This is a genomic window from Solirubrobacter soli DSM 22325, from assembly GCF_000423665.1.
GTDB classification, from domain to species: domain Bacteria; phylum Actinomycetota; class Thermoleophilia; order Solirubrobacterales; family Solirubrobacteraceae; genus Solirubrobacter; species Solirubrobacter soli.
The window spans coordinates 222,581-249,308 of record NZ_AUIK01000021.1; the positions used below are offsets into that span (position 1 = coordinate 222,581).

Genomic DNA, 26,728 nt, shown 5'->3' on the forward strand with positions numbered 1-26,728 from the left:
AGCGAGGTCCTACGGCGTCGTGGTCGACAGCGTGAACGTGAGCGTCTTGCTGTAGGCGCCGGTCCGGAGCGGCTCGGACGCGCCGATGTGCTGCTTGAAGCCCACCGTCACCAGGTCGTTGGAGACGGGGGCGGTCCAGGCCGCCTTGGAGAAGGCGACCTGCACCGGCTCGCTCAGGGTGAACGCGCCGTTGGTCAACCGCCCGCCGTCGACCGTGAGGCTCGCGTCGCCCGCGGTCGAGGTGACGTTCGCGGTCGTCGACGCGTCATACGTGCGGTCCACGCCGGGCGTGAACGCCCCGAAGAAAACCGGCCCGCCCACCCCGCCGAGCGTCAGCGCGAGCGTCGCCGGCACGTTCCCGCCGACGGTGCCACCGGCGCCGGCCGAGCTGTACACGGCCGCCTGCCGGTAGGGCGTGAGCACGACCGGTCCGACGAGCCCGTAGTTCTGGGTGACGCCGCGGTTGCGGACCGCGGTGTCGAGCGCGAACAGGCGGTTGTTGAACGTCGTCGCCACGCGGACGGCGATCGTGTTCGCGCCGGCGTGCAGGTACGGCCCGAGGTCGACGACCGGGTCGATCCCGTCGACGCCCACCGCCTTCCCGTTGACGGTCAACGTGAACGTGTCGGTGACCTGGCCGAGGCTCAGCGTCGCGCCGTGGCTCGAGTCCCACGCCGCCGGGAGGGTGACGGTGGTGGTGTAGGTGCCGATGCCGGAGGCGTTGGCGAGCTGCGGGATGTCCGGCCACGCCTTCAGGCCGGTGATGTCGAGCGAGACCGGCACCTTGGTGGTGGCCGTGCCCGCCGAGCCGAGCGTGCCGTACGGGTTCTGCGGCTGCCAGTCCTCGGCGTCGATGTGCCACGTCGCGGCCGTCAGGTCGAGTGCGGCCGGCGCCGCCGGGAGCGTCGACGTGACGGTCTGGTCGTTGTCGAGGGTCGTGGTGTAGGTGCCGGCGTCGCTGTCGCGCACCGCGATCGTCGCCCCGGACTGCGTGGCGCCGTCGGCGGTCGTGCTCTTCACATAGCGGTTCGGGCGATCGAACCCGAAGCGCTGCGGGGCGTCGCTGAGCGCGATGACCGTTGTGGCATCGCGACCGAGCTTGACGCGGACCGTGACCTTGTCGCCGGTGCGCGTGTACTGGGCGATCGGCGTGACCCTGCCCGTGAACGTGTCGAGCGTGTACGGGGTGCCGTCGCCCTCGAGCGTCACCTGCGTGTCGACGGCGGCGCCGGTCGCCATGCAGGGGTTGATGCCGACCGTGCCGGTGAAGCGGCACGCCGACGGCTCCTCGTAGACGTTGGACGGGTTGTTGCCGAAGCCGTTGGCGCCGTTGTTGCCGGGGTAGGCGTCGACGCCCACGTTCCACAGCCAGTAGTAGTTCGTGTTCGTCACGGGGTCGTAACGGCGCTGGTTGAGAAGCGATGTCGGCGCGGCCGGCTTGGCCGCCGGCTCGATGCCGAGCGACGCCAGCTTCGCCGGCACGTCGGCCTCGCTCGCCACCTGTGACACCGACGGCAGCGCGAGGATCTGCGCGACCAGCGCGCTCAGCGTGGTGTCGTCGGAGGCCGGCATCCCGGCCGTGCCCGTGGGCGAGCCGACGAAGATCACCGGGAGCCCGGCCTGCGCGTAGCCGAGGATCTTGCGCGCGGCGGCCAGCGTCAGGCCCCCGCGGGCGGTGTTGGTCGACGGGTACAGGAACTGGTCGAAGATCAACGCCTTGAACGCCGGCCCGTCCTCCGCCAGGCGCTTGTTGGTCACCACCGCGTTGGGCAGGTTGAACAGGGGCTCGTCGAGGTAGTCCGACGAGTACCCGGCGCGCTGCAGGCCGGGGTCGTTCCAGTGGCGGGTGTTCGGGTCGGCGATCTGGAAGGCGGCGGGCGCGGAGTAGTTGCGCTGGTAGACGGCGACGTCGGTCTTGGCCGCGCCCTGCGTGAGCACCATGTGGTTGCGGGCGAAGTAGTCGTTGGTGGCGACCTGGTCGCCCCAATACGGCTCCGACCGGTTCCACGCGTTCGAGAACGACACCTTGTTGACGTTGAACCCGAGGCCCGGCCACGAGGACGCGGGCGAGTCGATGTAGGGACGCACGTGGTAGACGGGCCGGTTGACACCGCCGGCGAACTCGTGGTTCATCCGGATGATCGCGTCCTGCACGGTCTGCACGTAGCTCTCGTTGAGGTCCGCGCAGCACTCGGTCGAGTACCAGGTGTTGCCCGTCATGTGGTTGGCCGAGCCCATCGGCCGGTAGATGTCAGTCTGGTCGGAGCCGGTCAGCGACTCGTACTCCGAGCGGTCGAGCACCGCGGAGGTCTGCAGCTGGTCGCCGATCGAGGTCGCGGGACCGTCCTCCTGCTGCAGGCGCAGCTTCATGTTGTAGGTCCGCGCCCAGTTCTGGAACGGCACGAGGCGGTTCTCGGTGTAGAGGTCTGAGCGGACGCGGTTGAAGTCCGAGCGGATGCGGTCCGCGCTGCCATCGCCGAAGCTGAAGAACGGCCCGGTGCCGGTCTTCATCGTCGACGCGTACAGCGCCGGGAGGAGCGGCAGGATGTCGTAGCCCGCGCGCGCCTGGAACTCCGCGCGCATGTTCGAGCTCCACAGCTCCTCGGGCGCGCCCCACGGGTCGCTCGCGTGGGAGTCGACGAAGAAGTCGCCCTTGTTGGCCTTCACCAACGGTCCGAGCGGGCCGGAGAAGTACGCGTCGTACGCGTCGGTGAGCTCCTTGGTGCCCTGCGGGCTGAGCGGCTCGGGTGTCGTGCCGAACCCGATCGCGCGGCTCGCGATCACGACCCACTGGCCGCCGGCGGGCGCGGTCCAGTTCAGCGTGCCCGCGGTCGAGGCGCCCTGGTAGCCGCTCGTGTTCGTCCCTGTGAGCGTCGATGTCAGGTCGATGCCCGACGCGCGGTCGAGGTCGGTGACACCGGTCGCCGGGCACGGCGTGGCCGTGCACCGGAAGGCCTGAACGGCGACGATCGTCCCGGTCGCCGTGCCGGTGACCGGGCCGCTGAACGAGGCGCCGCCGTCCACCGTGGTCTTGGACGCCTCGAGCGTCCGGCGGGCGTACGGGTCGGTGCTCGCGTACGTCGTGCCGGGAAGCGCGCCGGCGACCTTCAGGCTGATGGTGATCCCGAGCGGGGTCGCCTTGTTGTAGATCGCGACCAGCTGGTCGGTCGTCGGCACGCCGCCCTGGCCGATCTCGAGCCCGGCGACGTTGTGGTCATACGCGTCCTGGATGTCGTCCTGGAGCCCGGCGATCGTCGCGCTCGCGGGCGGGAAGTTCCAGCGCGCCCACGGCATGTCGTTCTGCGGGGGATCGGCGAACGTGGCCGCGTTGAGCGGCGTGACCGGGTTCAGGGCCGCGAACGTGGCGGTCGACGGGGGCACCCCGCCGGGCGCCGCGAGGGCCGGCGTGGCCGCCCCTGCCGCGAGGACGCACAGGGCGACTCCTCGTTTCCAATGGTGCAAGGTTCTCTCCTCCGACGGTGATGTAGGTCTTCTCGACCACAAGCGACCACACAAGACCATTCGGAGCGCGGCGTTCGCTACGGAGCCGACCCTCGACTTTCACTCGCTCGCATGTGGGTCCTCGCCGCTTCGTACGTGGGTCAACCCGGCGCGCGACGTGACCCCGAGCTTGCGGTAGACCTGCGTCAGGTAGCGCTCGACCGACTTGACGCTGATCAAGAGCTCGGCCGCGATCTCCCGGTTGCTCTTCCCCGTCGCGGCGATCTGCGCGACGGACCGCTCCTGCGGTGTCAGCCGCGAGCGGTCGACGTCGGGCCCGCGCTTGGCCGGCGTCAGGCCGCAGGCGCTGAGCTCGCGCTCGCACGGTCCCAGCTCCCTGAGCGCGCCGAGGGCGGCGAAGGTGTCACGGGCTCGGGCGAGCCGATCCGCCGCCACGCGCCGCCGCCGCGCCCGGCGCAGGGCGCGACCGTGCCCGAAGTCGATCAGCGCCCGCTCGTAGGGGGCATCGGCGGCGACGAGGTCGCCGGCGCGGGCGAAGGCGGTGAGCGCCGCGTCGTGGTCGTCGCGCAGGAGCTCGAGCTCGCCGCGCACGCGGGCGAGGCGGGCGCGTGTGGCATCGTCGCGCCCTCGCGCCTGTTGGTCGTCCAGGAACTCGTCCGCCTCCGGCCGCCCGAGGCGGACGAGCGCCTCCCCATAGAGGTGCGCCCAGGGGTAGTGGAATGGGGCGTCGAGCGCGGCGAGCGGCGCCAGTATCCGCAGCACGGCGGCGTGATCGCCGCGGGCGGCGGCGAGCGTCGCGAGGCCGACATCGCGCTCGGCGACGTGCGCCTCGAAGACCGCGGGCAGGGCCTCGAGCTCCAGCCGCAGTCGTTCGCAGGTCTCGTGGTCGCCGCGCGCGGCGGGGACGAGCGCCGCCGCCGCCCCCGCGATCGCCTGCGCCGAGACGTCGTCGGACTCGAGCGCGTACGCCTGTGCGCGGTGGGCCAACGTGACCGCGTCGTCCCACTCCCCCAGGGCGAACCGCGCCTGCGCGTGCTTGGCCAGCAACCGCCCGGCCACGATCAGCGACCCGGAAGGCAGGACGCTCGCCTCCTCACGCGCCAGGTCGGCCGCGGCCTCGCCCGCGCGGCCGTCCGCGAGCAGGAGCGTCCCGCGGATCGCGCCGCTCCCCCGGCCGAACCGCGTTCGCTGCTCGTCGAGGACCGCGTACGCCTCCTCGGAGCGGCCGAGCCAGTGCAGGCCGGTCGCCAGCCAGGCCGCCGTGGGCGCGATCACGGGGTCGTCGAGCGTGGTCAGCGAGCGAGCTTCGAGCGCCCACTCGACGGCCTCGTCCGCGCGCAGCCGGAGCACGCCGAGGAACGCGAGCCGCTCGGCCACGCGCGCGTCCTCACCGCCGGCCACCCACGCCCGCCGCAGCCGCTCCTCGGCCTCCGCGCGTTGGCCGGTGCCGATCGCCACGTACGCGAGCACGGCGTCCAAGCGCGGGCTGGGCTCGAACGCGCGGGCGACACTCGCGAGCCGCCGCGCGCGGGGGCTGTCGCCGGCGAACATCGCCGCCTCGGTGGCGGCGAGGTGCCGCTCCTCGCGCCCTGCACGGTCGGGGCTGACCTCGCCGGCGAGCTCGAACGCCCACGCCGCCGTCGACCACCGCTGGCGCTCGCTGCTGTGCGCCGCGAAGGCCGCCAGCTCGCGTGCGAGGTCGGCGTCCGGGACCGCGGCGGCGGCGAACCGGTGGTTGAGCGCCGTGGCGGTGTCCTCCGTGAGGGCGGCGGCGCGCAGGTGCAGTGCGGCGCGCCGCGAGGGGTTCATCCCGCGATAGATCGCCGATTGCACGAGCGGGTGGACGAAGCGCAGCTCGAGTCCCGTTCCCTCGACGAGCGACCCCAACGCGTCCACCGCCGCGTGCGGCTCGTCCACCTCGCCGACCTGCGCGGCGACGGCGAGCGAGCTGCGCACGCCGAGCACCGACGCCGCCTCGGCGAGTGCGATCGCGATGTCAGGCAGGGCGCGGAGCCTTCGCAGGACCAGCTCCGCGTACGTGCGCGGCGCGGGGAGCGGGCCCGGCGCCGACTCCCACAACCCGGCCGGGACCTCTGCCAGCAGCTCGCGCGCATAGAGCGGGTTGCCGCCACTGTGCTCGTGCAGCCGGCGGACGGCGGCGGACGAGAGCGTGACCCCGTGGGAGTCCGCCAGCCGCTGCAGTTCAGGCAGCGCGAGCGGTTCGAGCCTGATGTGGCGCACCGTGTTGTCGCCGGTCAGCTTGCGCAGCCCCTCGGGCAGGCTTCCCGAGCCTTCGCGGACGACGACGAACAGCAGCAGGCAGTCGCTCACCAGCCGCCGGATGGCGAACAGCAGCGCGCGCATCGAGGCGCCGTCGGCCCACTGCGCGTCGTCGATCACGACGATGCCGGTCCCGCCCGCCTGCAGCTCCCCGAGCGCGTCGAGCAGCCGCGTGCCGGCGTGCACGTGCCCACTCTCCTCGAGGGTCAACCCACCCGCCCCGGAGCGCCGCAGCAGCTGGTCGAGCATCGCCAGCTCGATGTCGGACTCCGACTCCTCCCCACTCGCGTGCAGGATGCGGGCGTCGCCGACCGTCGCGACGAACCGCTCGACGAGCGCCGTCTTACCGACGCCCGCCGGGCCCTCGAGCAGGATTACGCGCGGACGACCGGCCCGCGCGGCGTCGAGCTCGACGGCGAACGCGTCGAGCTCATCGGCCCGTCCGACGAACGCCGGGATCGATCGCATCCGCACATTCTGATCAGTCGACCTTGAAGGTCCACGACCCCTTCTGGTGGTGGCCGTCGTCCGCCAGCGCCCGCCAGTTCACCGTGTAGCTGCCCTTGCTCAGCGGCCGCTTGGGAATGCCCTGGACGATCGCGTGGTTGGACGGCTTCAGGCCCGTGCTCTTGAGCGCGACGGTACTGCCGCCCTTGGTGATCGAGAGCTTGCCGGTGATCACCGCCTCGCTGAAGGTGATGTGCACCTCGCTGACGGAGTGGTGCACCGTCGACCCGTTGCGCGGGGTCCGGCTCTTGACCTCGGCGTGGGCCCACGCCAGGGCGCTGGGAAGGGCGATGACCGCGACGGCGGTCGCGGCGATCAGGCGGTTGCGCATGTGTGACTCCTCGGGGACGCTCGTGACGGGGCGGCGCGTGGCGCCGCGGGCAGGGTCGGTCAGACGATCACGAGCGACCGCGGCGGGCCGCGAAGCGATCGCGGTGCCCGATCGAGCAGCGAGACGAGCGGCACCCGCCGGTCCCGCGCCCATCGACGCGCCGGCCTGCGACGCCTCGGCGCCGCGAGTCGCCGGCTGCGCGCCTCGAGGATCCGCTCCTCGCCGAGGAAGTGCCCGCGCACCAGCAGGGCCAGCATCGCGAGCAACGGGAGCGCAAAGAGCACAGCCTCCATCGCCGGGCAGCTAACTGCATGGACGCCCACATGAGCAAACCCCGCATGCCCCGGCGCGCGCCTCACAGTTTGCCTCCTGGCTGGTCCGATCCGGCCGACACGCGGCGAGGGGCCTAAGCTCCAGGTGATGAGCATCCAAACTGAGACCGCGATCCTCGCGGGCGGCTGCTTCTGGGGCGTCGAGGAGCTGCTGCGCCACCGCGACGGCGTCATCTCCACGCGGGTCGGCTACACCGGCGGGGAGAACGAGAACCCGACCTACCGCAACCACCCGGGGCACGCCGAGGCGGTCGAGATCGTCTTCGACCCGGAGCGGATCTCGTACCGCGACATCCTCGAGTTCTTCTTCCAGATCCACGACCCGACGACCAAGGACCGCCAGGGCAACGACATCGGGTCCAGCTACCGGTCCGAGATCTTCTACACGACCGACGAGCAGCGTCAGGTCGCCGAGGACACGATCGCCGACGTCGACGCCTCAGGCCTGTGGCCCGGCAAGGTCGTCACCGAGATCAGCGAGGCGGTCCCGTTCTGGGAGGCCGAGCCGGAGCATCAGGACTACCTCCAGCGCTACCCGAACGGCTACACCTGCCACTTCCCGCGACCCGGATGGAAGCTGCCGCACCGCCAGGCGACGGCGTGACCTACTTGCGGAGGCGGCGGACCGTGAGGGCGTAGGGGGCGTCGAGCCGGTCGGCGTCGAAGCGGGGGGCGTAGACCGCGACGTAGCCGACCGTCTTGCGGGAGCCGCGGTTCTCGACGACCACGCGCTCGCGCTTGCCCACGCCGCGCGTCGACACGGACACGAGGCCCTTGCGCTTGTAGATCGAGCTGGCGCGTGAGCCGTAGAAGGCGAGGTCGGGGTCGGCGTCGCGGGCGGTGCGCACGACGATCTCGACACGACCGTGGCCGGCGAGCTCGACGCGATAGACGTCCGCCGGGTCCTTCCACGCGTCGACCGAGGCACTCAGGCTCTTGGTCCTGCTGAACGTGCGGAAGATGTAGGGGTCGGCACGGTCGAAGCGGGTTCCGTCCACCCATTCGACGTCGTCGTTGACCTCCTGGGTGTCGCTGTACGGCTCCTCCGCGGTCAGCGCCGCGGGAAGGTTCAGCAGCCCGTAGCCGGAATCGGCGTCCCAGCCCTTGACGTCGATGTCGGTCGCGTTCCAGCGCAGGAGGTCGGCGAGCTGGCCGCCGTCCAGGCCCGGGCGGGCGGCGAGGAGCCAGGCGGCGGCTCCGGCGACGGCCGGCGAGGCGAAGCTGGTGCCGTCGAGGCGTTGGTAGCCGTCCGGGACGCCGTCGGTGTCGAACGCGGGCGGGACGGCGGTGAGCACGGACTCGCCCGGCGCGGCGATGTCGACCGCGCCGTTGGCGGTGGAGAAGCTGCTGCTGGCGCCCGAGGGGCCCATGCTCGCCACCGAGAGCACGTGCGGGAAGGCGGCGGGGAACATCACCGGGTTGGCCGTGCCGTCGGAAGTGACGGTCTCGTAGTCGTTGCCCGCCGCGGCGACCGGCAGCACGCCCCGTGAGGCGGCGTAGGCCAACTCGACGAACATCGCGTAGCTCGGGGACGGCCCGCCGAAGCTGAGGTTGAGCACCTTCGCGCCCGCGTCGACGGCGGTGGCGATCGCCCGCGCGAGCGTCGCCGAGTCCAGCGAGGTGCCGATCGCGAGCACCGGCGCTCCGGGATACACGCCGACCATGCCGACGCCGTTCGCGCGCCCGGCGACCACCGAGGTCACCGCGGTCCCGTGGACGTCGGTGACGGTCGGGTCGCCCATCACCCGCACGCCGGCGAGGTCCGGGTGCGTGACGTCGACCGCCGAGTCGATCACCGCGGTGAGCGGCGCCTGCTCCACCGGCGGCGGCGTGAGCCCGGCCGGGATCAGGAACGCCCGCCAATCCGTCGCGGTGAACTCGTCCACCGGCGCGGGCGGGGTCTGCTGGACCTTGAACTCGCGATTCGGTTCCGAGAACCGGTAGAGCCCCGCGGCGCGGAGGGCGTCGGCGAACGCGCGCGCGTTCTCCCGCGCCACCACGAACGTGCCCCGATCCGACACGACCCCCGCGCCGAAGCGCCGGGCCAGCGCCCGCGCCTCGGGCGTCGGACGCGCGCCGACAAGCCATTTGCGCGGCTCGGCGGCGGCCGCGTGAGCAGCGCCCGACGGTAGCGCCGACGGCGCCGTGGTCCCGCGTGCGGGGCCTCGCGCGTCCGCTGCCGGAGCGCAGAACAGCGCGCCGGCGAGCGCGGCAACACACAGAGAAAGCGATGATCGGCGAGTGCCCATTGAGACAGCGCAGTCAACCGCGCACGCATTCCTGACACAACGGCACATCCGTCTAGTCGGGGTTGTGCTAATGGGACGGCGCGGCCACCGCGCGGGCGCTCTCGCCCCCCAGCGCCACCGCCGCCCGCGCGGTGGCGAGGTGGTAGAGGACGAGCAGCTGGACGAGCGCGAGCGACTCCGACCGGTGCAGCTGCGTGCCGATCGTGAACTCGCCGAGGCGGTCGGAGCGCAGGTGGCTGGCGAAGTGCATCCGGTCCCAGATCGCCTCCTCGATCGTCGCCGCGTACGCGGGGTCGATTCCACCGGACACGACCAGGATGCGCTCATTGTCGCCCTCGACCAGGCGCAGGCCTTCGCGCGACCCGTCGACGTAGCCCGCGAGCTCGGGGTGCGCGAGCCCGTCGCGTAGCGTGAGCTGGGCGTCGAGGTGGCCCGGGTCCGAACGCTCGCCGGGCATGAAGGAGACGACGATGTCCGCGTACCGCTGCTGCGGGCGGATGAAGCCCGCGGAGTCGGCCTCGCGGCGGTCGAGCTCCTCGAGCACCTGATCGGTCGTGTACCCGCGGCGGGAGCAATCGCGGTCGACCTTCCACTGGCGGCGCAGGTCCTCCGGCGGGGCGAGGAAGACGCGGACGTCGAAGCACTCGCGCAGCGCGCGGGTGTGGTAGCCGAGCAGCCCTTCGACGATCGTGAAGCGCCGCGGCGTGACGTAGACCGGCGGGGCGAACGTCCCGTCCTGGTGCCGGTAGACGGGCTTGAGGATCGAACGCCCCGCGCGCACCGCCTGGAAGTCGGCCTCCATGATGTCGACGTAGTTGCACTCGGGATCGAGCGGCGTGATCCCGCGCTCGGCGCGCTGCTTGCGGTCGTAGCGGTGGTAGTCGTCGGCGGCGATGTGCGTCACGTGCTCCTCGCCGAGCAACCGCACGAGGCCGCGGGTGATCGTCGTCTTGCCCGCCGCGGAGTCCCCCACGACGCCGAGCAGGATCGGTCGCCCGATCATGGCGCGAAGTCCTCGGCGGCGAGGGTCATCAGGTCCTCCCGGGTCGGGTCGACGAGGTCCACCACGCGCGCGGCATGGCGCAGGCGCGCGCGGTCGACCGCGTTGCGGACGGCGCGCGCGTTGGCGGAGCGGTCGAGCTCGAGGCCGTCGAGCGCGCCCTCGCCGAGCTCGTAGTCGCGCTCGGCGACCATCCGGCGCGCGATCTCGAGCAGGTCGTCCTCGCTGTAGTCCGGGAACTCGACGTGATGGGCGACGCGCGAGCGCATGCCCGGGTTGGACGCGAAGAACTGCTCCATCCGCTCACGGTACCCGGCCAGGATCACGACGAGGCGATCGCGGTCGTTCTCCATCGCCTGCAGGAGGATCTCGATCGCCTCCTGGCCGTAGTCGCGCTCGTTCTCCGGCCGGTGCAGGTAGTACGCCTCGTCGATGAAGAGCACGCCGCCCGCGGCCCGGTCGAGCACGGCTCGCGTCTTGGGCGCGGTGTGCCCGACCCACTGGCCGACGAGGTCGTCACGGGTCACGCTCACCACCCGCGGGTTCTCGACGTACCCGAGCCGGAACAGGATCGCCGCCATCCGTAACGCGACCGTCGTCTTGCCGGTGCCCGGGTTGCCGATGAAGCACATGTGCAGCGTCGGGCGGGTGGCGGCCAGCCCAGCCTGGGCGCGCATCCGGTCGACGGTCAGCAGCGCGGTGATCTCGCGGACGCGGGTCTTGACCGGTGCCAGTGCGACGAGGCCGTCCAGCTCGTCGGGAGCCATCACCGCCGTCATGCTCTGTGCAACGTGTATCGGATGCGGCGATCGGCCCCCTCCGTGCGCTCCAGGCGGAAGCCCGGCTCGACCGCGGGCCGCTGCACGATGAAGGAGAGCGCGGTCGTCTGGCGCCCGAGCGAGCGGTCGTAACACACCACCTTCACGTAGTCGCCGGGGAACGCGGCGCGGGCATCGGTCACGGCCTGCATCGCCACCGCCGCCTCGCTCTCGCGCAGCTCGAACAGCGGCTCGCCCCAGATCTCCCAGAGGGAGTTGCGCGGGTGCGGGTCGTCGGTGTGCTCGACCAGGATCGACCAGCCGTTGCGCAGCGCGTAGCGCAGCTGGGCGGCGATCTGCTCGTCGGTGAAGTCCTCGAGGAAGGAGAACGCTCCTTGTGTGATCCGCATGGTCAGGCCGGGGTCGGGGTGACGACGAGGTCGGGCGTGTCGGTGGACGCGTAATCGAACACCACGTCCTTCCAGACGTCCAGCGCGGCCGCGAGCGGCGCGCATGTGCGTGCGGCGCGGGCGAGCACGTCCGGGCCTTCGCGCAGGACGTCGCGGCCTTCGTTGCGCGCCTGGATCATCGCCTCGACGGCGACGCGGTTGGCGGTCGCGCCCGCGGCGATGCCCATCGGGTGCCCGATCGTCCCGCCGCCGAACTGCAGGACGCAGTCCTCGCCGAGGTGATCGAGCAGCTGCGGCATCTGCCCGGCGTGGATGCCGCCGGACGCGACCGGCATCACGCCCGGCAGCGACGCCCAGTCCTGGTCGAAGTACAGGCCCGTCTGCGGGTCGGCCTCGTTGCGCCGCTCGCGGCAGACGTCGTAGTAGCCGCGCACGAGCCCCGGGTCCCCCTCGAGCTTGCCGACGACGGTGCCGGCGTGGATGTGATCGACGCCGATCAGCCGGCACCACTTGGCGATCACGCGGAAGGACACGCCGTGGGACTTCTGGCGCGTGTAGGTGCTGTGGCCCGCGCGGTGCAGGTGCAGGATCATCCCGTTCGCGCGGCACCAGCGGGCGAGCGATGTCAGCGCCGTGTAGCCGACCGTCAGGTCGACCATGATGATCACGCTGCCGATGTCACGCGCGAACTCCGCCCGCTCGTACATCTCCTCCATCGACGCGGCCGTCACGTTCATGTAGTGGCCCTTGACCTCGCCGGTGGCGGCGGAGGCGCGCATGACGCCCTCCATCGCGAACAGGTAGCGGTCGCGCCAGCGCATGAACGGCTGGGAGTTGATGTTCTCGTCGTCCTTGGTGAAGTCCAGGCCGCCGCGCAGCGCCTCGTAGACGACGCGGCTGTAGTTCTTGGCGCTCAGCCCCAGCTTGGGCTTGGTCGTCGCGCCCAGCAGCGGGCGGCCGAACTTGTCCAGGTACTCGCGCTCCTGGACGATGCCGTGCGCCGGTCCCTGGAAGGTCTTGACGTAGTGCGGCGGGATCCGCATGTCCTCCAGCCGCAGCGCCTTGAGCGCCTTGAACCCGAAGACGTTGCCGATGATCGAGCTCGAGAGGTTCGCGATCGAGCCCTCCTCGAAGAGGTCGAGGTCGTAGGCGATGTGGGCGATGTAGGTGCCCGGCTGCCCGGGCACCTCGTCGACCCGGTACGCCTTGGCCTGGTAGTGCTCGTAGGCGGTCAGCCGGTCGGTCCAGACGACGGTCCAGGTGGCGGTGGAGGACTCCCCGGCGACGGCGGCCGCAGCCTCGATCGCATCGACACCCTCCTGGGGCGTGATGCGGAACGCGGCCAGCACGTCCGTGTCCTTCGGTCGGTAGTCCCCGTCCCAGTAGCCCATCCGCGCGTACGGGGTGACGCCGGCGGTCCAGCGGTCTTCGTTCATGGCGGCAAGCTATGGCGTCACTCAGAACCGATCAACGAGACTTAGGCGATCATCATTTGCCTTTTGTCTATGAGTTCCGGCACGACGGTCGTGATCGACTCCCGCGCGCACACGTCGAGGTCGCTCGCGAGACCCGCCGCCACGAGCGCGCGGCCGCCCGCGGACTCGGCGAGGACGGTGCGCGCGTCTCTGCCCGCCACGGCCTGGGCGACGCGGGCGGCATCGGTCCCGAGGCCGAGCCGCGCGGCGATCCTCCCCGCCACGTACACGTCGTCCAGACCGAGCCGGCCGTCCGTGCCCGAGCAGAGGATCTGCGTGTCGCCGTCGAGGCGCTCCACGACCGCGTCGAGGTTGAGCAGGCAGGCGACGAGGACGCGCGGTGACAGCTCGGCGGCCAGTGCCAGCGCGGGCACGCCGTTGGTGGTCGTCAGGACGAGCTCCTCCCCCTGCGGCGGCGATGTCTCACCCGGCGAGTTCCCCAGCGCGAAGCCGTGCGGGCGCCGGCAGCCGCGTTCCCCCGCGAGCACGCGGCCGGGCGCGGCGAAGGAACGGGCGGTGTCGAGGTCCGGCACGCAGCGCACGCGGGCGTAGCCGGCGTGCAGGGCGGAGACGATCGTCGACGTGGCCCGCAGGACGTCGATGACGACGGTCGTGGGCGCGGGCCGCGCGGTCTCTGGCGTCAGGGCCACATCAACCATTATCATTGGGTCGTGTCGATCACTTTGACTCAGCTCCATAGCTTCTTGGCAGTGGTGCGGACGGGGTCGGTGACGGCCGCGGCCGATGAGCTCGTGGTGACGCAGCCGTCCGTGTCGGCGGCGGTCACCGCGCTCGCGCGCGAGCTCGGGACGCCGCTGCTGGATCGCGAGGGACGCGGCGTCCGGCCGACGCCGGCAGGACTGGCGTTCGCCGCGTACGCCGCCGACGTCGTCGGGCTGCTCGAGAGCGGCCGGCGCGCGGCCGGCGAGGCCGCCGGGGTTGCGGCGCGCACGCTGCGGATCGGAGCCGTCACGACCGCGGCGGAGTCGTTCGTCCCCGCGCTCATGCACGCGTTCGCCCAGGCGCGGCCTGACATCGAGCTGGCGTTGAACGTCGGCAATCGCGGCCAGGTGATCGATCGGCTGCTGGCGCACGAGATCGACCTCGCGTTCGGCGGTCGCCCGCCCGAGACCGACCGCGTGACCGCGCGCGCCGTGCGCCCGAACCCGCTCGTGCTGATCTGCGCCGCCGACGACCCGCTGGCCGGCGCCGCGGTCGCTCCACGGGCCTTGGTGGGCCGCAGCTGGCTGCTGCGCGAGCCCGGCTCCGGCACACGCGCGCTCAACGAGGAGTACCTGGCCGCGCAGGCGATCGACGTCGCACCGCTCACCGTCGGCTCCAACGGCGCGATCAAGGCCGCGGCGCGCGCCGGGCTCGGGGTGTCGCTCGTGTCCCAGGACGCGGTGACGACCGAGCTCGAGAACGGGCTGCTCGCCACGATCGCGGTCGACCCGGCGCCCGCTCCCCGCGACTGGCACGTGATGCGGCCGCGGGTCGGCCCGGTCCGGCCGGTGGTGACGGAGTTCCTGGACTTCGTCCGGGCGCATCGATGACACAACCCGGGTCGAGGTGGATGAGCAGGTCGCCGATCAGCAGCCAGGCGTCGTCGGGGTTGTCGTCGATCACGCCCGCCCCGCCTGCCCGAACTGCACCATCCGCTCGGCGACGACCTCGCGCATGCCCTGGCGGGCGGCGCGGGTGACGTGGCGTGGGTCCCATTCCGCGGGGGCGCTCGCCGGCGCCTCTCGCACCGCGGCCGTGATCGCCGGCCGCCCGTCGGTGTCGACGTTGATCTTGCGCACCCCGTGCGCGAGCCCGCGCTGGATCTGGTCGACCGGGACGCCGTAGGCGGCGCCGATCGCACCGCCGGCGGCGTTGATCCGCGCGACCGGCGCGTGCGGGACGCTGGAGGACCCGTGCATCACGAGCATCTCGCGCATCGGGACGAGCGGCATCAGACCTCCTTGGTGCGGATGACGATCTCGTCGCCGGGCCGCGCCAGCAACGGTCCGCCTGTGACGGCGGCCGCGGCGAACAGCGCAGGCCCGGCGACGATCTCATCCGCGGTCAGCACGCCGGTTCGGATGCCGGCGGCACGCACCCGCTGCGCTTCATCCGGGCGCTGCGGGTCGACGCGGCCTTGGAAGTCCCCTCCGAGCGCCTTCACGGCGCACGCGGCGATCACGCCCTCGGGCGTCCCGCCGGTGCCGACCAGCAGGTCGACCCGCGAGTCGGGCGTGGCGGCGAGCACCGCGGCGCCGACGTCGCCGGCCGCGATCGTGGTGACCTCGGCCCCGGCGGCGCGCAGACGCGCGATCAACTCGGCGTGGCGCGGCTTGTCGAGCACGACGGCGCGGAGCCGTCGCCGCTGGAGCGCCTTCGCCAGCGCGGCCAGGTTGGTCTCGAGCGGCTCACGCAGGTCGACGACACCCTTGACGGAGACGACCAGCTTCTCCATGTAGTGCGCGGGTCCGGGGTTCCAGAGCGCGCCGTGGGCGGCGAACGCGATCGTGGTCATCGCCCCCGGCTCGTCGTCGGCGCACAGGCTCGTCCCCTCCAGCGGGTCGACGGCGATGTCGAACGCCGGCGCGGGGCTCGCTCCGAGGCGCTCGCCGTTGAACAGCATCGGCGCCGCGTCCTTCTCCCCCTCCCCGATCACGACGGTGCCGGTCCCCGGCGTGCGCGCGAGCGCGGCCCGCATCGCGTCCGTGGCCGCGGCGTCCGCGGCATGGGCGTCGCCGCTTCCGACGTGGGCGCGGCAGGCGTGCGCGGCGGCGCGGACGCACTCGCGGGCGGTCGGGTCCAGAGCGGCGAGCATGAGCACGGCAGCGTGCCGTGCGGGCGATGAACGATCCAGCGGACTTTCCCTTCGGTTCAGTGAACGTCGACTATGGGTGTGAAAGGCCATCGGCTCCCGCTCTCGCGGCGGCTCCAAGGGAGACCGACAGTTACAGATCGTGGTACTCCGCTCTCGGCTGCCGTGATCGGCCTGAGGATCGGCGGTCTGCACTCCGAGGGGGGGTGGGCGACATGGAGGTCCGCACAGGACCCTCACGTCGCCCACCCCCACCAACGTGGCGAGGCGCCGCGCAGGACGGCGGCACGACCGACTCCGGCCGGGGCGCAGCCGCGACCCCCTCCCTCAGTGCTTGCCTTTCCCAGCGCACGACGAACCAACAAACGCTCACTCCAACAAGAGCCGATTTCACCTGTATTTCATCGCGCTCACACACCCGAACGGTGTGTAGGAGCGACGCGCCGGCGTTTCCGACGAACGGTGGATGATCGCGTCGCCATGTCTCACTTACGCTCGGCGTACACGGGTCCAATTGAGGGAGGGTGTATGCGGAGTGGACGCAGCGCGTTGGCGCTCGCGGCGACGGCGCTCGGCCTGGTCGCCGCGGCCGCGCCGGCGGCGCATGCCCAGGCGGTCGGGAGTGCCACGGTCGTACCGGTGCAGGTGACCGGCCCGCCGTCTGAGCGGTTGAACCTGGTGATCCTCGGCGACGGCTACACCGCGGGCGAGATGCAGAAGTTCCGCGACCAGGTGGACAAGCACTTGAACATCCAGTGGAGCATCGAGCCGTATCGCTCCTACCGCGACTACTTCAACGTGTACCGCATCGAGGTCGTGTCCGGCGTGTCCGGCATCTCCTGCGACCCCGACGACGGCAACGTCCGGCGCGACACGCCGCTGCACCTGCAGTACGCGGGCACGTGCCCGGCGGCGTTCGACGCGCGTGGCATCACGTTCGGGACCGGCGGCTCGGCCGCGCTGAATCAGTACGTCGCGATGATCCCCGGCGTCACCACCGCCAACCGGCAGACGCTGACGCTGGCCAACACGAACACCTACGGTGGCATCGGCGGCGGCGACGCCACGACCTCGGGCGGCAGTCCCCAGGGCCCGCTGATCAGCCCGCATGAGCTCGGGCACTCGCTCGGCGGCCTGCAGGACGAGTACCCGTACTCGGCCCGCAACGTCCCCGGCGGGCGCTACACCGGCGGCGAGCCGTCCTCGATCCACCACACGATCGCCACCGTGCAGCAGATGCTCGACGGCCACCTGAAGTGGTGGCGCTGGCTCGGCGAGGACTCGGAGTCCGGCGGGAAGATCGACCGCTTCGAGAGCGGCAACCTGTTCTCGTCGAACATCTGGCGCCCGAGCCAGCACTCGATCATGCGCTGGCTGGGCAACCACTACGACCAGGTCGGGCGCGAGCGGATGACGCAGCGCATCTCGGGTCGCCGGGCGTCGAACGCGATGTCGGTGATCTCGACGCCGCAGGGCAACGTCGGGCCGACCGACGTCGTGTGGCTGGAGACCGGCCACCCCGGCTTCCAGCAGCTCGACACCGTCTGGAAGCGCAACGGCACGGAGATCCCGAACACGGCCGACAGCCGCAACCTCGAGCTCTCGAAGGTGACCGGGCTGACCGCGGGCGACACGATCACGGCGACCGTCGTCGACCCGACCGCGTTCGTCCGCGACCCCGCGGTCCGCGACTCGACCTCGATGACACAGACGCGGACCTGGACTGTGGGCTCGACGCCGACCGCGCCCGGCACGCCCGGCGCCCCTGTGTTCACCAGCTCGACGCCGACCAACCGGCCCGTGGCGCGCGACGCCGAGGTGTTCACGGAGACCTCGCACCCGGTCGACCACGTCCTCACCGTCACTTTCAAGCTCGACGGCGTCACCCAGCCGAACCCGGCCAACAGCCGCAACTTCAAGCTCGCCAACCTGACCGCCGGCGACCACACGCTGAGCGCGACGGTGACCGACCCCAAGGCGCCGGACCTCGGCTCCGACACGCGCACGTGGACGGTCGACAACAGCGACCCGACGACCACGGCGACGCTCTCGACGCCGCTCAGCTCGCAGCCGCACAACATCTACTTCGAGCAGTTCACGATGGGCATCACCGCGCAGGACGAGTCCCCCGGCTACGTCACGCCGGAGTTCCGGCTGGACCACGACGGGTGGTTCAACTACTTCGGCTGGCCGGACGCGTCCGCGGGCACGCCGTACCTCTTCACCCCGCGCGGGACGGACATCAAGAACCTGACGTACGGCTCGCTCGGCTCCGGCGGCATGTCCAAGGCGCCGTTCGAGCAGTCCTACCCGGACTTCAAGCCCGGCTACGGCACCCACACCGTCGAGCACCACGCGATCGACGCGGCCGGCAACGTCGGCCCGGCGACCGAGTACTCCGCGACGGTGATCCCGGGAGCGAAGCCCGCCTGCACGACCACGATCACCGGCGCCCGTGCCGGCAGCGTCGTGGCCGACAGCGGCGTGACGTGCCTGGACAAGGCGCAGGTCGGCGGCGACGTGATCGTCAAGACCGGCGCCTCCGTGGTCTCCACGGGCAGCTCGATCACCGGGCGCCTCGACGCCGGCGGCGCGAACGCCGTCCAGCTCATCGATACGACCGTCCTCGGCTCGACGAGCATCGCGAACACGCTCGGCGATGTCACGCTCGTGCACTCCAAGCTCAACGGCGGCGCGAACCTCACCGGCAACGACAGCGGCACCTACGGCGTCAAGCTCGTCGCCAACACGATCTACGTCGGCCTGACGTGCACGCAGAACAAGGTCGGCGTGTTCGACTTCGGCGCGGCGAACAGCGTCGGCGGCCCCAAGAGCGGGGACTGCGCGACGCTCACGGGCGAGCCGCCGCTGGTGCAGACGCCGGTCGACGGCGGCGTGGGCGGCAGCGTCGGGGCGACGCTCTCGCTGTCACTCGGCGCGCCGGCCTCGTTCGGCGCGTTCACGCCGGGGCTGGCGAAGGACTACACCGCGTCGACGACCGCGAACGTGGTCTCGACCGCCGCCGACGCCGTCCTCAGCGTCGCCGACGCCGGCGTGAACGCCACCGGCCACCTGGTCAACGGCACGTTCGCGCTGCCCCAGGCGCTCCAGGCCCGCGGCCGCCGCGGCGGCCAGGCCGGCGCGGACTTCGCGGCCGTCGGCGGCGCGCCGCTGAGCCTCGTCACCTGGACGCAGCCCGTGGCGAACGACCCGGTCTCGATCGACTTCAAGCAGTCGATCGGCGCGAGCGACGCGCTCCGCACCGGCACGTACGCCAAGACGCTGACGTTCACGCTGTCCACCACGAACCCCTAGCCCAGAGGGGGTGGGCGCCGTTCGCGGCGCCCACCCGCGCCTGTCCACGACCGTTGACAGCGGTCGCGGCGGTCAGGCCAGTGGCTGCGCGAAATTGAGACTACGCGGCGTAGTACCTCCGAGGCGATGTGCTTACTGTGGCGGGCCTAGGGCGGCTCCGGGAGGGGTCGCTGGTTCGAAATTGAGGAGGAGAGATGCGTCGAACGCATCTAGCGGCCTGCGCCGCCGTCTCAGCCTTCGTCGCCGCCGCGCCGGTCGCGGCGGCCAACCCGCCTGACGTCGACTCGACGCGGCTGGAGCAGTTGGTGACCGTGCAGGGGATCACGGAACATCAGAAGGCGCTGCAGGGCATCGCCGACATGAACGGCGGCACGCGCTACACGCGCACCCCGGGCTTCACCGCCTCGGCGGCGTACGTGAAGGCGACGCTCGAGAAGGCGGGCTACGACGCCCACTACGAGATGTTCAACATGCCGCAGTGGGTGGAGACGGCGCCGCCGACGCTGCAGCAGGTCACGCCGACGAACAAGACCTACAAGGCGGGCACCGCCGCCGATGACAACTCGCCGGCGGTCGACTACATCACCTTCGAGCACTCGCCGACGAAGACGCTGACCAACGTCAAGGTCGTGCCGACGAACGATGTCACGATCCCGAGCCCGGGCGGGACCACGTCGGGTTGCGAGATGACCGACTTCCCGGCGGCGACGAGCGGCGCGGTGGCGCTGATCCAGCGCGGCACGTGCGCGTTCACGCTGAAGCTCCAGAACGCCGTGGCGGCGGGCGCGGTCGGCGTGATCCTGTTCAACGAGGGCGACACGGCGGGCCGCAGCAACGCGCTGTTCCGCTCGGCGGACCCCGGCTACTCGATCCCGGCCGTGCTCTCGAGCACCGCCGTGGGCACGGAGCTCTACAACGCCTTCAAGGCCGGCCAGAACCCGACGGTCAACCTGACGACCAACGGCGTCGACCAGCAGAAGCTCTACCCCAACGTCGTGGCCGAGACCCCGAAGGGCGACCCGAATCACATGGTCCTGCTCGGCGCGCACCTGGACTCGGTCCCCGCGGGCCCGGGCATCAACGACGACGGCTCGGGCACCTCGTTCCAGCTCGAACTCGCCGAGCAGCTCGCCAAGCCGGGCACGCCGCCGCGGAACAAGATCCGCTTCCTGTGGTTCGGCGGTGAGGAGGACGGCCTGGTCGGCTCCCAGTACTACGCCGCCCACATGTCCGCCGCCGACGTCGCGCGCACCGACATGATGCTCGACACCGACATGATCGCCTCGCCGAACTTCGCCCGGCTCGTCTACGACGGCGACGGCTCGACGTTCGGGTCCGAGGTCTCAGGGCCTCCCGGGTCCGGCACGGTCGAGAAGGTCCTGACCGACTACTGGGCCAAGCGCGGCATGGTGAGCGAGCCGATCCCGTTCGACGGCCGCTCGGACTACGTCGGCTTCGTCAACCGTGGCATCCCGGCCGGTGGCGTGTTCGCCGGCGCCGAGGCGCCGAAGACCGCGGAGCAGGTCGCCCGGTACGGCGGCGTGCAGGGCGAACAGCTCGATCCGTGTTACCACGAGGCCTGTGACACCTACCCGACGGTCACCGGTCAGCCGCCCGCCTCGACCATGAACACGTTCGCGACGAACCCCGTGCTCGCGCAGCAGCAGGCCGACAGCCTGCGGGGCAACGCCCTGCGCTCGCTCGAGCAGTTCAAGGGCACGCTCGTGCACGCCGTCTGGTACTTCGCCCGCGTCAAGGACGCGCTTCCGGCGAAGGCCACGACCGCGACGGCCAAGAAGGCCAAGGCCCGGCACTTCAAGTACCAGGGCCACCAGCGCGCTCGCACGCGCTGACGCTCCGCGACTCGCCGCCCTGGACTTCGCCAGGGCGGCGCGTTGCCCGCCGCGCGCTTTATCGTGGCCGCATGTCGGCGGTTCCGCGGACAACCGAGATCGCGGTCATCGGCGCCGGTGCCATCGGTGCCTCGGTCGCGCTGCAGCTCGCCCTCGCCGGGCGCGAGGTCCTGCTGCTCGACCGCGGCGAGGTCGGCCGCGGGGCGTCCGCCGGAACCGCCTGCCTGCTCACCGCCAGCCACGCCGAGCGTCTCGCCAACCCGCACGCCCTGCTCGAGGGCCTGCGGTTCCTGGCCGATCCCGAAGGCCCGCTGGCGATCCGCCCGCAGCCGCGGCTGTTGCCGTGGCTGACGCGCTTCGCGGCCGCCGCCGTCCGCTCGCGTGCCGCGCACGCCGGGTCGGCGCTGCTGCAACGCGCGGCGGTCGAGAGCCTGGCGCTGCACCGCGAGTGGAACGAGCGTCACGAGACCGGCATGGTCGAGGCGGGCCTGCTGAACGTGTGGGCGTCCGAGGCGGGCGGCGAGCAGGCCCGTCGCTGGGCGCGGGAGCACCGCGCGGCCGGGATCGAGGTGCAGCTGCTCGACGCCGACGAGATCCGCGAGCTCGAGCCGCTCGTGCGCGGCGCGCGCCACGGCTCGCTCTATCCGGGCGACGCGCATGTCGACTCGCTCGGCTTCACCGAGGCCGTCGCGCGCGCCGCCCAGCGTGCCGGTGCCCGCCTGGCCACCGGTGTGGACACGATCCGCATCGTGCCGGGGCCGACCGGCGTGCGCCTGGACACCACGAGCGGTGCCATCCACGCCTCCCAGGTCGTGATCGCGACCGGTGTGTGGTCCGAGCGCCTGGCACGGGACGCGGGCGTCGAGCTGCCGATGTGCGCGGCGAAGGGCTACCACGTCGAGTATCAGGCCACGGCCACGCCCGGCCGCCCGGTCTACCTGGGCGAGACCCGGGTCGTGGCGACGCCGCTGGAGGGACGGATCCGCCTGGCCGGCACGCTCGAGTTCGGCAGCGATCCCGACGCGGTCGACTACCGCCGCATCGATGCCATCCAGCGGTTCGGCGCCGAACGCCTGAGCGGCATCGACGGCGCTACGCCGACGTCGGTCTGGCGCGGGCCCAGGCCCGTGACGGCCGACGGCATGCCGATGGTCGGCCGCTCGCCCGCGCACGAGAACGTGATCATCGCCGCCGGCCACGCCATGCTCGGGATCACCCTGGCACCGGTCACCGCGGCCTGGGTCGAGCGGCTCGCCCGCGGCGAGGATCTCGACGCCGCGCTGGAGCCGCTCGCTCCCGGCCGGTTCCGCCGCGTCACGCTCCGCCGTCGACGTCGAGGGTGAACACGAACGCGCTGTCCGGGCCGACGACGAGCGCTCCTCCGTCCTCCTCGATCAGCTCGCGCGCGATCGCGAGTCCCAGCCCGGCCCCGCCCCGCCCGCGGGCGGCGTCCAGGCGCGCGAAGCGCTCGAAGACGCGCTCGCGCTCGAACGCAGGGATGCCGGGTCCCGCGTCGGCGATCCGCAGCTCGCCCGGCGCGATCGCGATCGTGACCGGAGCGGACCCGTGCTTGATCGCGTTCTCCACGACGTTGTGCAGCGCCTGGCGGAGATGGCTCCGATCCGCCAGCGCGTCGCCGTCGCCTGTCACCTCGATCGCGCCGTCTCGCGGTTGGAGCGACGCGACGACCTCCCCCGCCAGCTCGCGCAGCCCGACCGGCTCGCGGCGCGAGACGACCGCGCCCGCGTCGAGGCGGGCGAGCGCCAACAGGTCCGCGGTGATCTTGGAGAGGCGGTCGGTCTCCTCGCGCACGCTTTCCAGCACCTCGATCGACGGTTCCCCGGCGTCGAGCGCGACGTCGAGCTCGGCGCGCATCGCCGCGAGCGGGGAGCGCAGCTCGTGCGAGGCGTCGGCGACGAGCCGCTCGCGTTGCTCCACCTCGCCGGCGAGGCGGAGCAGGGCCGCGTCCAGCGGGCGCAGCGCCTTGCCGGCGAGCCACCAGCCGCCGGCGGCCGCGATCAGCAGCGCGGCGGGACCGGCGATCGCGATCAGGGTCAGGACCCGGTCGGACGCGTCCTGGCTCCCGTCCAGCGACTGGGCGACGACGGCGAGCCGGCCGTCGCCGATCGCGTCGGCCCGCACGCGGTAGTCCTCGTCGGCCAGGCGGCGCGAGTACGGCCCACCGGGCGCGAGCGCGAGCGGCGTCGCGGCGAGCGCGCCGCGGTGCGCGACGACGCGCCCGCCCACGACCACCTGCGCGGCGCTGACGGCGGTCGCATCGACGTCCCCGCCCCTGCGGAGCTGTGCCGCGGCGCCGGACAGCGTGCGGTCGACGGCACCCGTGAGGCCGAGGTTGAGCCGGCCGACCACGAACGCCGCCAGCGCGACGACGATGAGCGTGAGCAGCGCCATGTACCAGACGGTGAGGCGGGTGCGCAGGCTCACGCCGTCTCCAGCCGGAACCCGACGCCGCGCACCGTGGCGATCAGCGGTGCCCCGAGCTTGCGCCGGAGGTAGCCGATGTAGACGTCGACGACGTTCGTCGAGCCGTCGAAGTTCTCGTCCCACACGTGCTCGATCAGCGCGGTGCGGGTGACCACCTCACCGGGGTGTCGCGCGAGGTACTCGAGCACCGCGAACTCGCGGGCGGTGAGGTCGACGACACGATCGTGGAGCGTGACCACGCGCGTCGCCGGGTCGACGACGAGCGGTCCGGTGCGCAGGGCCGATTCGCGCTGGGTCGGCCCGCGCCGCAGCAGCGCCCGCATGCGGGCGAGCAGCTCGCCGAAGTCGAACGGCTTCGGCAGGTAGTCGTCGGCACCCGCGTCGAGGCCCCGGATCCGGTCGTGCACGGCGTCGCGGGCCGTGAGCATCAGCACCGGCACCGCGTCGCCGCGCTCGCGCAACGAGCGGCAGACCTTGAAGCCGTCGCCGCCGGGAAGCATCACGTCCAGCAGGACGACGTCGTACTCGTACACCGCGGCGCGCAGCAGCGCCCCGTCGGCGTCTCCCGCCACGTCGACGGCGTACGCGTGCCGCCGCAGGCCCTTCGCGAGAGCCTGCGCGAGCTTCGCGTCGTCGTCGACGAGCAGGACGCGCATCGTCAGGTATGGATGGTGTCAGCGTCAGTCGTCGGCGTCGACCGCGACGACGTCGCCGGTGCGAGCGTCGACCTTGACGTCCTTGGAGCCGACGTCGACGTTGTAGACCAGCGCCCCGTTGCGGTGCTCGAGGTCGATCTCGTCGAGCGCTCCTGAGGCCACCGCACGCGCGGCGGCGATGGCCTGGCCTTCGCTGATGTCCGCCTGCCCGGCGAGGTCCTTGCCGTCGTCGAGTCGGGAGGGGCTGTCCGCGCCCGCGAAGGCCGCGGCGCCACCCGCGAACGTGACGGTCGCCGCTACGGCGGCGACGATGAGGTGTGTGCGTCTCATGGCCGCGAGTATGGGCGACGCGGTCTAAGACGACTTTGAGAGCCGATGTCAGCGCAGGCGTTCAGGCGGCCGTCAGGTGGCCGGGCCCACACTGACGCCATGAGCATCGATCCTGGCGCCGTGATCTTCGCGCTCGCGGTGGTGATCATCGTCGAGTACTGGCGCCGGGGCCGCTGGCCCAGGCGCCGCTGAGCTCGACCGCCGCCGCCGGCACGCCGAGCGCCACGGCGGTCACGATCTCGACGCCTTGGAGCAGGACCCCGTAGGCCAGGCCGTCACCGGCCGCGACGCCCGCCGTGGCCAGCACCGCGACGCACGCGGCCTGGAAGACGCCGATGTTCGACGGCGTGACCGGGACCGCGGCGGTGACATTGACCGCGAACAGCACAGCCGCCGCGGTCGCCAGCGGTGCCGCCACGTGCAGGTGCAGCGCGAACAACAGCGCGTAGGCCGCGAACGCCTGCAGTCCCCACGCCGCGAACTGCAGCGTCGAGACGGCGGCGCCGAGGCGGGCGCGGCGGAACACCGCAAGGCCCGAACGCAGCGCGGCGAGTTGCCGGGCCGCCCAACCCCGGCGGACGAATTGCGCCCAGAAGAGCACCGAGATGACGAGCGCCACCGGGCCCGCGACGACGATCAGGACCGCTTTCGGCGGTTCGCCGGACAGCGTCGTCGGGACCGCGATCGCGGCGAGCGCCACGAGCGCGACGACGTTGAGCACGGTCTGTGACAACACGGTCCCGGCGACGGTCGCGAACGGGTTGCGGTGGGCGAGCCGGCGGCTCACGAGCCATGTCCGCACCCCTTCGCCGACCCGACCGGGCGCGACCGCGGAGGCGAGCACGCCGATCATCGTCGCGCGGATGACGCCTCCGACCGGCACGGAGACGCCGGGAAGGGCTCCGCGCAGCGTGCCCAGCCACGCGAGCGAGCGGAGCATCATCGACGCGCAGTTGAGCGCGAGCGCGGCCGCCACCCAGATCGGCGCCGCGGTCTTGAGCACGCTGAGGTCGAGTCGCGAGCAGGCCACGGCGGTCGCGCCCACCGCCACCAGCGCGGCGGCCCCGTATGCGATGTGCTGCGGCCGCACAAGGCGGTTGTACCGCCGCGCGGATGACTCCCACCTGAACGCGGTGTCAGGTCGCCGAGAGCCGTGCGGCGCGGTCGCGGGTGAAGTAGTGCGTGCTCGCCATCAGGTGGAACTCGAGCACGGCGTCCGACTCGGTGACGACGACGACCGACCGGCCGTCGTCCTCGATGCGCTCCACCGTCCCGGTCTCCGTCGACGCCAGGTAGTGGACGGTGACCTCAGCGCCCTCGCTCAGGTTCAAGCGCATCGCCCCGAAGCGTACGCGCCGCGCGCCCGCGCCCGTCGTGCCCGTTCAGGTCGCAGTCAGGTAGGCGAAGGCACGCTGAAGCCCGAATGACAACGCACTTGACGCACTGGATCGCCGACCACGGCCTCCTCGCCGTGTTCCTGTTGATGGCGGTCGATGCCGTGTTGCCTGCGGGTGGTGAGCTCGTCATGGCGTTCGGCGGCGCGCTGGCCGCCGGCGCGATCGCCGGCCACACCGGTCCGTCGTTGATCGCGGTCATCCTCGCCGGGACGCTCGGGTACCTCACCGGATCGGTCGTGGGCTGGGCGATCGGCCGAGTCGGCGGCCGCCCGCTGGTCGACCGCTACGGCCGGTGGCTGCATCTCGGTCCCCAGCGCTTCCTGCGCGCGGAGCAGTGGTTCTCCCGCTACGGCGCCTCGTTCGTCCTCTTCGGCCGTCTGCTGCCGCTGATCCGGTCGTTCGTCTCGATCCCCGCCGGCGTGCTCGAGTACCCGCTCGCGCGCTACGTCCTGCTGAGCGCGTTGGCGTCGCTGCTGTGGTGCGTCGCGTTCGCCGCCGGCGGGCACGCGCTCGGGAGCAATTGGGAGTCGCTGCACCACGTGTTCCGCTACCTCGACTACGCGGCCGTGGTCGCCGTCCTGGCCGGCGCGGCGCTGGTCCTCGTCCGGTTCCGAAAGGCGCTCTGATGCACCCGATCTCCTACGCCCAGGCCGCGTTCCTCGGCGCCCTCCAGGGCGCCACCGAGCTCTTCCCGGTCTCGAGCCTCGGGCACAGCGTGATCGCGCCGCGGCTGCTCGGCTGGGACATCCACCAGCAGGACGACTTCTTCCTCACCTTTCTCGTGGCGACCCACCTCGCCACGGCGATCGTGCTGTTCGGGTTCTTCTGGCGTGACTGGATGCGCATCCTCGCCGGGCTCGGGCGCTCGGTCCGCGACCGTGGCCTCGATCCCGAAGACCGTGACGCCCGCCTCGGCTGGCTGCTGGTCATCGGCACGATCCCGGCCGGCCTGCTCGGGCTCGTCTTCGAGCATCCGCTGCGCAGCGTCTTCGCCTCTCCGATCACGGCGGCGATCTTCCTGTTCGGCAACGGCCTGATGCTGCTCGCGGCCGAGCACTGGCGGCGCAGCGCACCCGTCCGCCACGACGCCCGCTTCAGCGACGAGCGGCTCGC

At 72.1% G+C, this 26,728-nt stretch carries 23 protein-coding genes and 1 pseudogene; 7 read left to right on the forward strand and 17 right to left on the reverse strand.

The window, feature by feature from the left end:
- Positions 1-9: 9 nt before the first annotated feature.
- The 4 genes from G569_RS0116280 to G569_RS63810 form a co-directional block, all read right to left on the reverse strand.
- On the reverse strand, positions 10-3,462 hold the full coding sequence (locus G569_RS0116280; protein ID WP_157592087.1) for a glycosyl hydrolase: 3,453 nt from the start codon (positions 3,460-3,462) through the stop codon (positions 10-12).
- A gap of 99 nt (positions 3,463-3,561) precedes the next feature.
- Positions 3,562-6,210 (reverse strand): ATP-binding protein, encoded by a 2,649-nt coding sequence (locus tag G569_RS0116285; protein WP_028064181.1) that lies wholly within the window; start codon positions 6,208-6,210, stop codon positions 3,562-3,564.
- A 13-nt stretch (positions 6,211-6,223) separates the two neighbouring features.
- Positions 6,224-6,580: a copper resistance CopC family protein gene (locus G569_RS0116290; RefSeq protein WP_028064182.1), complete on the reverse strand. Its 357-nt coding sequence runs from the start codon at positions 6,578-6,580 to the stop codon at positions 6,224-6,226.
- A 59-nt stretch (positions 6,581-6,639) separates the two neighbouring features.
- Positions 6,640-6,873 (reverse strand): hypothetical protein, encoded by a 234-nt coding sequence (locus G569_RS63810; RefSeq protein ID WP_037496978.1) that lies wholly within the window; start codon positions 6,871-6,873, stop codon positions 6,640-6,642.
- Positions 6,874-7,000: 127 nt separating this feature from the next.
- Between G569_RS63810 and msrA the strand changes: the two genes are divergently transcribed.
- Positions 7,001-7,516 (forward strand): peptide-methionine (S)-S-oxide reductase MsrA, encoded by a 516-nt coding sequence (gene msrA / locus G569_RS0116300; protein WP_028064184.1) that lies wholly within the window; start codon positions 7,001-7,003, stop codon positions 7,514-7,516.
- 1 nt (position 7,517) lies between these two features.
- On the opposite strand, the gene G569_RS0116305 is transcribed toward msrA, so the two are convergent.
- The 6 genes from G569_RS0116305 to G569_RS49045 all read right to left on the reverse strand — a co-directional run bounded on the left by G569_RS0116305 (position 7,518) and on the right by G569_RS49045 (position 13,454).
- A complete protein-coding gene (locus G569_RS0116305; RefSeq protein ID WP_157592088.1) occupies positions 7,518-8,933 on the reverse strand; it encodes a S8 family peptidase in 1,416 nt (471 codons plus the stop codon).
- A gap of 295 nt (positions 8,934-9,228) precedes the next feature.
- On the reverse strand, positions 9,229-10,164 hold the full coding sequence (locus G569_RS0116310; protein ID WP_028064186.1) for a phosphoribulokinase: 936 nt from the start codon (positions 10,162-10,164) through the stop codon (positions 9,229-9,231).
- Positions 10,161-10,940: an AAA family ATPase gene (locus G569_RS49035; RefSeq protein ID WP_053226468.1), complete on the reverse strand. Its 780-nt coding sequence runs from the start codon at positions 10,938-10,940 to the stop codon at positions 10,161-10,163. The genes G569_RS0116310 and G569_RS49035 overlap by 4 nt, the downstream gene beginning before the upstream one ends.
- The gene (locus G569_RS49040; protein WP_037496982.1) at positions 10,937-11,329 is read right to left on the reverse strand and encodes a ribulose bisphosphate carboxylase small subunit; all 393 of its coding nucleotides are present in this window, start codon (positions 11,327-11,329) and stop codon (positions 10,937-10,939) included. The genes G569_RS49035 and G569_RS49040 overlap by 4 nt, the downstream gene beginning before the upstream one ends.
- A gap of 2 nt (positions 11,330-11,331) precedes the next feature.
- Positions 11,332-12,765: a form I ribulose bisphosphate carboxylase large subunit gene (locus G569_RS0116325; protein ID WP_028064187.1), complete on the reverse strand. Its 1,434-nt coding sequence runs from the start codon at positions 12,763-12,765 to the stop codon at positions 11,332-11,334.
- A 41-nt stretch (positions 12,766-12,806) separates the two neighbouring features.
- Positions 12,807-13,454 carry a 2-phosphosulfolactate phosphatase gene (locus G569_RS49045; RefSeq protein WP_053226469.1) on the reverse strand — a complete coding sequence of 216 codons (648 nt, stop codon included), beginning with the start codon at positions 13,452-13,454 and terminating at the stop codon, positions 12,807-12,809.
- Between the two features lie 21 nt (positions 13,455-13,475).
- Here G569_RS49045 and G569_RS49050 point away from each other — a divergent pair, with 21 nt between their 5' ends.
- Entirely contained in the window at positions 13,476-14,357 is an 882-nt protein-coding gene (locus tag G569_RS49050) for a LysR family transcriptional regulator (protein WP_064750370.1), read from the forward strand.
- 72 nt (positions 14,358-14,429) lie between these two features.
- On the opposite strand, the pseudogene G569_RS0116340 reads toward G569_RS49050, so the two are convergent.
- Positions 14,430-14,732 (reverse strand): annotated as a pseudogene (locus G569_RS0116340) (class II fructose-bisphosphate aldolase); the annotation flags it as partial.
- 26 nt (positions 14,733-14,758) lie between these two features.
- Positions 14,759-15,622 carry a fructose-bisphosphatase class II gene (locus G569_RS49055; RefSeq protein ID WP_169542160.1) on the reverse strand — a complete coding sequence of 288 codons (864 nt, stop codon included), beginning with the start codon at positions 15,620-15,622 and terminating at the stop codon, positions 14,759-14,761.
- Between the two features lie 525 nt (positions 15,623-16,147).
- Between G569_RS49055 and G569_RS49060 the strand changes: the two genes are divergently transcribed.
- The 3 genes from G569_RS49060 (at position 16,148) to G569_RS0116360 (ending at position 22,130) form a co-directional block, all read left to right on the forward strand.
- Positions 16,148-18,934, forward strand: a complete 2,787-nt coding sequence (locus tag G569_RS49060) for a M64 family metallopeptidase (protein WP_084285049.1) — start codon at positions 16,148-16,150, stop codon at positions 18,932-18,934.
- Between the two features lie 194 nt (positions 18,935-19,128).
- Positions 19,129-20,787 carry a M28 family metallopeptidase gene (locus G569_RS49065; RefSeq protein ID WP_053226473.1) on the forward strand — a complete coding sequence of 553 codons (1,659 nt, stop codon included), beginning with the start codon at positions 19,129-19,131 and terminating at the stop codon, positions 20,785-20,787.
- Between the two features lie 71 nt (positions 20,788-20,858).
- A complete protein-coding gene (locus G569_RS0116360; RefSeq protein WP_028064189.1) occupies positions 20,859-22,130 on the forward strand; it encodes an NAD(P)/FAD-dependent oxidoreductase in 1,272 nt (423 codons plus the stop codon).
- Here the strand turns inward: G569_RS0116360 and G569_RS58160 are convergent.
- The 5 genes from G569_RS58160 to G569_RS0116385 all read right to left on the reverse strand — a co-directional run bounded on the left by G569_RS58160 (position 22,102) and on the right by G569_RS0116385 (position 25,555).
- Positions 22,102-23,232 (reverse strand): sensor histidine kinase, encoded by a 1,131-nt coding sequence (locus tag G569_RS58160; RefSeq protein WP_053226474.1) that lies wholly within the window; start codon positions 23,230-23,232, stop codon positions 22,102-22,104. The genes G569_RS0116360 and G569_RS58160 overlap by 29 nt on opposite strands.
- The gene (locus G569_RS0116370) at positions 23,229-23,888 is read right to left on the reverse strand and encodes a response regulator transcription factor (RefSeq protein WP_028064190.1); all 660 of its coding nucleotides are present in this window, start codon (positions 23,886-23,888) and stop codon (positions 23,229-23,231) included. The genes G569_RS58160 and G569_RS0116370 overlap by 4 nt, the downstream gene beginning before the upstream one ends.
- A gap of 24 nt (positions 23,889-23,912) precedes the next feature.
- The gene (locus G569_RS0116375; protein ID WP_028064191.1) at positions 23,913-24,218 is read right to left on the reverse strand and encodes a PepSY domain-containing protein; all 306 of its coding nucleotides are present in this window, start codon (positions 24,216-24,218) and stop codon (positions 23,913-23,915) included.
- Positions 24,219-24,363: 145 nt separating this feature from the next.
- On the reverse strand, positions 24,364-25,308 hold the full coding sequence (locus tag G569_RS0116380; RefSeq protein ID WP_028064192.1) for a lysylphosphatidylglycerol synthase transmembrane domain-containing protein: 945 nt from the start codon (positions 25,306-25,308) through the stop codon (positions 24,364-24,366).
- A 46-nt stretch (positions 25,309-25,354) separates the two neighbouring features.
- On the reverse strand, positions 25,355-25,555 hold the full coding sequence (locus G569_RS0116385) for a hypothetical protein (RefSeq protein WP_028064193.1): 201 nt from the start codon (positions 25,553-25,555) through the stop codon (positions 25,355-25,357).
- A gap of 86 nt (positions 25,556-25,641) precedes the next feature.
- Between G569_RS0116385 and G569_RS0116390 the strand changes: the two genes are divergently transcribed.
- Both G569_RS0116390 and G569_RS0116395 read left to right on the forward strand, forming a co-directional pair.
- On the forward strand, positions 25,642-26,241 hold the full coding sequence (locus tag G569_RS0116390) for a DedA family protein (protein ID WP_037496985.1): 600 nt from the start codon (positions 25,642-25,644) through the stop codon (positions 26,239-26,241).
- On the forward strand, positions 26,241-26,728 hold a 488-nt coding region (locus tag G569_RS0116395), incomplete at its 3' end, for an undecaprenyl-diphosphate phosphatase (RefSeq protein WP_037496988.1). The genes G569_RS0116390 and G569_RS0116395, both read left to right, overlap by 1 nt.

Coding starts and splice junctions, on each gene's coding strand:
- G569_RS0116285 (WP_028064181.1), bottom strand. CDS start 6,210: ATGCGATCGATCCCGGCGTTCGTCGGACGGGCCGATGAGCTCGACGCG.
- G569_RS0116290 (WP_028064182.1), bottom strand. CDS start 6,580: ATGCGCAACCGCCTGATCGCCGCGACCGCCGTCGCGGTCATCGCCCTT.
- G569_RS63810 (WP_037496978.1), bottom strand. CDS start 6,873: ATGGAGGCTGTGCTCTTTGCGCTCCCGTTGCTCGCGATGCTGGCCCTG.
- msrA (WP_028064184.1), top strand. CDS start 7,001: ATGAGCATCCAAACTGAGACCGCGATCCTCGCGGGCGGCTGCTTCTGG.
- G569_RS0116310 (WP_028064186.1), bottom strand. CDS start 10,164: ATGATCGGGCGACCGATCCTGCTCGGCGTCGTGGGGGACTCCGCGGCG.
- G569_RS49035 (WP_053226468.1), bottom strand. CDS start 10,940: ATGACGGCGGTGATGGCTCCCGACGAGCTGGACGGCCTCGTCGCACTG.
- G569_RS49040 (WP_037496982.1), bottom strand. CDS start 11,329: ATGCGGATCACACAAGGAGCGTTCTCCTTCCTCGAGGACTTCACCGAC.
- G569_RS0116325 (WP_028064187.1), bottom strand. CDS start 12,765: ATGAACGAAGACCGCTGGACCGCCGGCGTCACCCCGTACGCGCGGATG.
- G569_RS49055 (WP_169542160.1), bottom strand. CDS start 15,622: ATGCTCGCCGCTCTGGACCCGACCGCCCGCGAGTGCGTCCGCGCCGCC.
- G569_RS49060 (WP_084285049.1), top strand. CDS start 16,148: ATGCGGAGTGGACGCAGCGCGTTGGCGCTCGCGGCGACGGCGCTCGGC.
- G569_RS49065 (WP_053226473.1), top strand. CDS start 19,129: ATGCGTCGAACGCATCTAGCGGCCTGCGCCGCCGTCTCAGCCTTCGTC.
- G569_RS0116360 (WP_028064189.1), top strand. CDS start 20,859: ATGTCGGCGGTTCCGCGGACAACCGAGATCGCGGTCATCGGCGCCGGT.
- G569_RS0116370 (WP_028064190.1), bottom strand. CDS start 23,888: ATGCGCGTCCTGCTCGTCGACGACGACGCGAAGCTCGCGCAGGCTCTC.
- G569_RS0116375 (WP_028064191.1), bottom strand. CDS start 24,218: ATGAGACGCACACACCTCATCGTCGCCGCCGTAGCGGCGACCGTCACG.
- G569_RS0116385 (WP_028064193.1), bottom strand. CDS start 25,555: ATGCGCTTGAACCTGAGCGAGGGCGCTGAGGTCACCGTCCACTACCTG.
- G569_RS0116390 (WP_037496985.1), top strand. CDS start 25,642: ATGACAACGCACTTGACGCACTGGATCGCCGACCACGGCCTCCTCGCC.